General features: G+C 64.9%; 2 protein-coding genes. Both read right to left on the minus strand.

What is annotated here, in order from left to right; translation table 11 throughout:
* Positions 1-123: 123 nt before the first annotated feature.
* The gene (locus tag VB777_RS00985; RefSeq protein WP_323246470.1) at positions 124-369 is read right to left on the minus strand and encodes a hypothetical protein; all 246 of its coding nucleotides are present in this window, start codon (positions 367-369) and stop codon (positions 124-126) included.
* Positions 366-1002: hypothetical protein (locus tag VB777_RS00990; protein ID WP_323246472.1), on the minus strand; the 637-nt coding region annotated here is incomplete at its 5' end. The genes VB777_RS00985 and VB777_RS00990, both read right to left, overlap by 4 nt.

Below are 1002 nucleotides of genomic sequence, written 5' to 3' on the forward strand. Positions count from 1 at the left end.
GAGGCCAACGATGCCGAAATCGGGCAGTTTGCGGCTCTGATAGCCGCCGATCCGACTTTTTGAGCCGGAAATCCACTGATGCCTGTGGAAAACTGGCTCGTGGGCTCGTTTTTCAGCAAACTCTTAGCCATGGGTTGAATCGGTGGGAATGGGCTGTTGATCGAACGGGGGAAGGGGCGGCAGGCTGAAGCGCTCGCGCAGCAGGTGATGCACTGCTCCGCTGGCCGAGAGGTTGTGGCGCTCCATCACCTCGCGGACCCGCAGGTAGACGTCGGTGCGCACCTGTGTCTGGATGAAGTGGCGGCCGGCCACCGAGCGGGGCTGCTCGCCGTAGCGACGGGGCAGCCGGGGGCGATGGCTTGTGCTCATGGCTCGGCCGGCTCCTTGTCGCCATCAGGCCCGTGCCCCTCGCACTCTTCCAGGAAGCAATCGATGAAGGCGGCGTGCTGGTGCTGGGTGATGCGATCACCGATGGAGCGGGCATTGCGCGGCACCTGAAAGTGCTCACGGAACGCCTTGGTCAGCTCCTGACGCGCTGCCTGCGGCAGGGCGAGGATCCGCTGGTGGGTGGCCTCGATCTCCTTGGGCGTCAGGGGCTCCAGGGCGACATCGAGGTCAGCCGCCGGAGCGGGATCCTGCTCCGGCGGCTGAGCAGGAGAGGCCTGAGCCGAATCGTCAACGGCAACCACGTCTACGAGTTCAGCTAGCCTGTTCTTCTCGACCTCTACAGGCCGAGCCTGTTTGGCCAAAGGGATGCCCAGCAGCATGGCCAGCATCCAGCCGGCGGCCCGCAGCAAGTCGTCGACCTCGTCGGCCCACTCCTCGCTGGTGACCTCAGCGCCGCCAGCGTGCATCACGGTGACCCGCAACTTGTTGCGGCCGCGGATTTCAACCAGCTGGGCGCTGAAGGCAATGCCTGAGGCAAAGGCTGGCCTGGCTGCTTCGACCACAGCAGCTAGATCAAGGGAAGGGACGGCCTGCACCTGTTCCTGGAACGAGGCT

This window comes from Synechococcus sp. CCY9202, from assembly GCF_034931685.1.
Lineage (GTDB): Bacteria > Cyanobacteriota > Cyanobacteriia > PCC-6307 > Cyanobiaceae > CBW1002.

What these genes read in the sequence shown, in the direction of transcription:
- VB777_RS00985 (WP_323246470.1), bottom strand. Translation starts at nt 369, where the DNA reads ATGAGCACAAGCCATCGCCCCCGGCTGCCCCGTCGCTACGGCGAGCAG.